The sequence below is a fragment of the Paenibacillus sp. 1-18 genome (genome assembly GCF_000520755.1).
In the GTDB taxonomy this organism is placed as follows: Bacteria; Bacillota; Bacilli; order Paenibacillales; family Paenibacillaceae; genus Paenibacillus; species Paenibacillus brasilensis.
In genome coordinates this window covers 1-4,940 of the sequence record NZ_ASSB01000141.1, presented here as the reverse complement: position 1 = coordinate 4,940, position 4,940 = coordinate 1, and the positions used below count along the sequence as shown (strand labels likewise).

The 4,940-nt window shown below is 39.6% G+C and carries 4 protein-coding genes and 2 pseudogenes; 1 reads left to right on the top strand and 5 read right to left on the bottom strand.

The window, feature by feature from the left end:
- Positions 1-123: 123 nt before the first annotated feature.
- Positions 124-408 carry a YczI family protein gene (locus L693_RS31935; protein ID WP_331281083.1) on the top strand — a complete coding sequence of 95 codons (285 nt, stop codon included), beginning with the start codon at positions 124-126 and terminating at the stop codon, positions 406-408.
- On the opposite strand, the pseudogene L693_RS32400 reads toward L693_RS31935, so the two are convergent.
- The 5 genes and pseudogenes from L693_RS32400 to L693_RS29880 all read right to left on the bottom strand — a co-directional run bounded on the left by L693_RS32400 (position 409) and on the right by L693_RS29880 (position 3,896).
- Positions 409-1,662: pseudogene (locus tag L693_RS32400) on the bottom strand (DNA modification methylase).
- A 254-nt stretch (positions 1,663-1,916) separates the two neighbouring features.
- Positions 1,917-2,261 carry an acyl-CoA thioester hydrolase/BAAT C-terminal domain-containing protein gene (locus tag L693_RS0109610; protein ID WP_025717083.1) on the bottom strand — a complete coding sequence of 115 codons (345 nt, stop codon included), beginning with the start codon at positions 2,259-2,261 and terminating at the stop codon, positions 1,917-1,919.
- Positions 2,252-2,761, bottom strand: coding sequence for an alpha/beta hydrolase (locus tag L693_RS0109605; RefSeq protein WP_025717082.1), 510 nt, complete (start codon positions 2,759-2,761; stop codon positions 2,252-2,254). Before L693_RS0109605 ends, L693_RS0109610 begins: the two co-directional genes overlap by 10 nt.
- Positions 2,762-2,806: 45 nt before the next feature.
- Positions 2,807-3,424, bottom strand: a pseudogene (locus tag L693_RS0109600) (CocE/NonD family hydrolase C-terminal non-catalytic domain-containing protein); the annotation flags it as partial.
- Between the two features lie 163 nt (positions 3,425-3,587).
- On the bottom strand, positions 3,588-3,896 hold the full coding sequence (locus tag L693_RS29880) for a hypothetical protein (RefSeq protein WP_197029863.1): 309 nt from the start codon (positions 3,894-3,896) through the stop codon (positions 3,588-3,590).
- Positions 3,897-4,940 lie beyond the last annotated feature (1,044 nt).

The window sequence follows — 4,940 nt, the reverse complement described above, 5'->3', positions numbered from 1 at the left end:
AGCACATGATACCTCTGGCCTTGCCGACTCAGCAACGGCTTCTTGAAAAACATATTCCTTACCATTTCTAACTAAATAGTTGCATAATACTGTATAATAGGATTTCACCGTATAATAAACTAAATGGGAAAGGGGAGCAGACCTATGATCAAAAAAATGAATATATATCAAATTCTTAAATTTTCATGTGCTGCTATTGTTATAATCACATCCCTTTTGTCTCTTGCTTATCCTGGTAACAATCGATTTTCGCCATCACTTACACAGCTTTTTCTCAGCCTCATGTTTTTATTTTCTGGCATCTCCGAATTTAAAGCAAATCGAAAAACTTATGCCATAGTTAGTTTCAGTGTCTCCTTGTTCGCTGCAATTGTATTTATATCTACACTTTTATTGAGAAAAGGTTAACTACGAATTCTCTAATTCTGGCTCAGCAACTACTTCTTGATAACTATATTGCTTACCTTCCCGAATCAAATATACATTGCTATCGCTACCAACGTGGGCAATATACCGCTTCACAATCACGTCTACATATTTGGGATCAAGTTCACTGGTATAGCAAATCCGATCCGTTTCCTCACAAGCAATCAATGTTGAACCTGAGCCACCAAATGGATCAAATACGATATCACCAAGTTTACTTGAGTTTTTAATCGGATAGCTAATCAAAGGAATCGGCTTCATCGTGGGATGATACTTATTGCGGAAAGGACGATCAAATTGCCATAATGTCGTTTGCTTACGATCACTGTTCCAGTAGTGTCCACCTATCGGCTTCCAACCATATAATACGGGTTCGTGCATCCAGTGATAATCGGCATGTCCCATTACCATTGCTTGCTTTGCCCATATACAACATTGAGACAGTTTGAATCCAGCTTCGATAAATGCCTTTCTAAAGTTCAAGCCCTCACTATCGGCGTGGAACACATAAATACTTGCTCCATCATCAGCTACATCAAACATTTGAGTATAGGCAGCCAATAGGGAATCATAAAACTGGTGATTGTCCATCTTATCGTTCTCAATTTTCAAAACATCCTTCGTTTTACCTGTATAGTCCACATTATAAGGTGGATCGGTTACAATAAGCTGCGCCTTCTTACCGTCCATCAATGTTGCGATATCTTTCGGATTAGTCGAGTCACCTCAGATTAGCCTATGCTTCCCAAGTAGCCAAATATCACCTTTATGAGTGACCGGATGTTCAGGTAATGCTTCTTCTACATTAAAATCATCCTCATCATCGGCTGTATTTTCATGCAATATATCTAACAACTTCTCACACTCGCTCATATCAAATCCAGTTAGAGAAAGATCATAATCAGCCAGTTTTAATTCTTCTAGTTCCTGCGCTAACAATTCAAAATTCCAATCCGCATACTCAGCCGTTTTATTGTCTGCGATTCTGAAGGCTTTGACCTGTTCAGGAGTTAAATCATCCACCAGTATCGTTGGAACTTCCTTTAGTCCAAGCTTCTTAGCTGCTAACAAACGAGTATGTCCTGCTATGATTTCATGATTACTGTCAATCAGAATCGGATTTTTAAATCCATAACTCTGAATACTCGTTGCTACATAATCTACAGCTTTCTCATTATTTCTTGCGTTTTTTATGTACGGAATTAACGCTTCTACGTTTACGAATTTGATTTCCAATCCACATCCAGGTGAAAAACACACCAACTACAGTAATAAATCGTAATATTTCCATGATTATTGCTTGTAAAATTAATAGCAATCTTGTTGCTCCTCTCTAAATGAAAAAGAAACCCTAGCTCATAGCCAGAGTTCCTGTACCTTTTCGTTACTTTTGCGTTTTCTAATGCGTTACATCATTGTACTAAGCCTATTGTTTGCTTAAACTTCTGAAACGTATATGTATGCTGGAACCGTATAATTTTGAAAAATGACTACTCTGCGGTTTCGATTATTGGGCAGCATCGTTCACTTTTATCCTTACCCCATCTCACCAAAATCTTATCACGATAATAAGGAATTTTATTAGTGATTTCAAGAGGATGATAGGAACCGCCTTTGGAAACACAAACAAAAGTTAGGTCAGCATTATAAGCCGCTGATCTTACGCACAGATATCCCCCGAAGCTTGATCCCAAAACACCAATTTTATCGCCTACATTCGGATAATTCTTAAGGAATTCAAGAACAACTCTATACGCTTTCTCCATTTTAATTTCTTGATAGCAGTGATCGAAGTATAGATTCTCACCCTGACCAGGACCATCCACTATACACACTGCATGCCTCTTTCAATCAAATGTATGGCATACGCTGAATACATTTCTTCCTTAAAACCTGTCCAGCCTGCAATAATAAGAACAACTGGGACATCCTTTAGTGCATCATTTGGAATGAGTAACCATCCATTTAATTTCGAGTCCTTATAGGGCAGCTCAATTCTTTCTGATTTCAATCTATGACTTAGACGAATTCCTTTGTTAAAGCAATCAACCATTTTTCTATACAGTCTCAATTTCTCCTCAGTAATATTTACGAGTCCATATTCTCCTACTCTATATATTGCAGATGCATTTAATAAAAAGATACTTGCAGTTTGATTATGCCCCTTTGCCAATTCTTTCTCCGCATACGCCTGTGCCCTATCTCCGATTTCTTCACACACAATTACATAGTCTTCACCTGCCTCTAGCCTTTTACACATATTTGCATAGTCTACACCGTGCCCTACCATCCTTGCCATAGGCTGTTCGGCAGATCTCTTTCTTTTTTCTTGCATTTTAATACACTCCTACTCTAATAATTTTCTGTAACCTGAAAGGTCTTAAGGAATAACTGGAAGCAGCAAGTAAGACGCATATTTTCCGCCTGTATAAATGGTTGTATCTGCATCCCAGTTTCTATCATCTGATGTTTGCATTAATAATGCACACCCACTCTGATTTTGGCTCCCTATTTCTAAAAGAAGACGATGTCCTTTAGATAGAACAACTGAACTATCCCATATTTCTATATCTAAAGGATAGACTTTTCCAGGAATTAGTTTCTGAACCTCATCAAAGGCGTAGTATGGCTTATATTCAGTAGATAGCTCTTCATCCAACTTACGCAAAGAGGCACGTAGCCACCCCTGGCTGATTGGAAAGTTCTCGGTTAGTGGCCCTGAATTGACCACCTCTTTACCTTGTGGATTAATATTACGCAAGGATACAAAGATATCCATGTCATCAGTTGACGATGAAGCCCATAAATGAAGTTTGATTGGACCCAGTATCTCTGTTTCATTGTCAAAAGGAGCCGTTTCAAACATCACTCTTTTTGCAGAGATTTCACCCTTGTCAAATGTCTTTATCATGTAAGGTTTAGCCCATGAAACAGATTTACGGTCTTTATCCCCTTCATAACAGAGTTGTGCTGTTGATTCTGGCTTTTCTACGGAAAGCTGCTTTGAGTCCGCATCAAGGAAAAACGGTGTCCACTCAGTGCGTTTGAGAGGATATTCATTCTACTAGTATCAAATTCAGAGCCTCCGATTTCTTGTGTACATCTTGTTGGATCCACATAAATCAACGGATTATTACTCACGTAAATGTACAAATTTAAACTCAGCGGATTCTTAATATCCCCTTCATACGTATCCTCATTAATAAACCTACCGTTTGCGGGATCATCCCATTTGCTCGCAGGTATTGCAGTTCCGTTGTATCATCCCGTAGCTCACCCGAGTAACGGAATAGATTGTATACCTTCTCCAGCGAAGAAGCTATATCCCCCCCAAATATCATAGCTATATAACGCATATGGATTGGATATTCCGCGCGATGCGTCGAAGAATAGCAAGTTAAGCCAGCATGGGCTAACAAATACGAATAGGAGGTTCTACGTCCCTTGGTATCTGTCACACTATCCAGCAAGCCTACATTTTGCTCTTGGTGCTTGTGATATTACTACACGTTCATTTCCCTTACTTAGGGTAATATCGGTTGAAGAATAATGAATCTGAATTGCGTTCCCAACAGCATCCCGAACAGTCGTCAATAACGGTACACCAGATGCATCTCTGCTATACATAAACTGAATCCGTTGTTATGTTTGTCCGTGATCTGAAACAGACGCCCATCCGCGGTGAAACTAAGACCCTTCCACGGTATGCCCTCAGGCTGCTATCATACTGGAAATAATCCTAATTCTCTCAATTTTGTGTTTATATTCTATTTATAGAAGCAATGGTGATTAATATCACAATATTTTCAATTCATTATAATAATAAACAAAATTGTTGTGTCAATGTTTATTTTATTGTATAATTTACCTAGAGTCTAATCGAATGGCGTTATGAATAGTGGGGTGATTGGGATCGAATGGGTATATTTGTGTCTAGCTATTCTGTTTGAAGCAGCTGGTACAACCAGTATGAAGCTGTCACAACACGCCTGTTGATTAACCACTAAATGGTAGAAAAAAAGTCTATCACGATCCTTCAATCTATTTTGACACCGGAAGAAGTGCAAAGCGTTGCCAAGGAAACAGACTATGAAGACAAAGCCCGTAAATTCACGGTAACCCACTTACTTCAATACTGGTGTGTAGCTGCCTTAGAACAATGGGACAGTTATCGTTCCGGTGTGGATCATGCCGCTCACAGTGGCTTACCTGTGGTTCATTATTCGTGTTTTTCCACCAAAGCAGCCGAAGTCCCCTTTGCTATATTTAAGGAGCTTTTTCATCGAGTCATTCACAAGTGTAGCCGAGAAACACGCCGAAAACTTACGTTTCCCAAAGAATTACTCCTCATCGACTCGACCACCATAACCGTGGGAAAAACACGACTCCCTGGGCCCCTTATCACAGGGAGCGTGCAGGCATTAAACTTCATGTCGCTTTGCGAGCCCCAAATGGGCAACCTCTTCAGGTGGTCGAAACGCTGGGTTCCAGGCATGATGGCCCCGTGAGTGAAA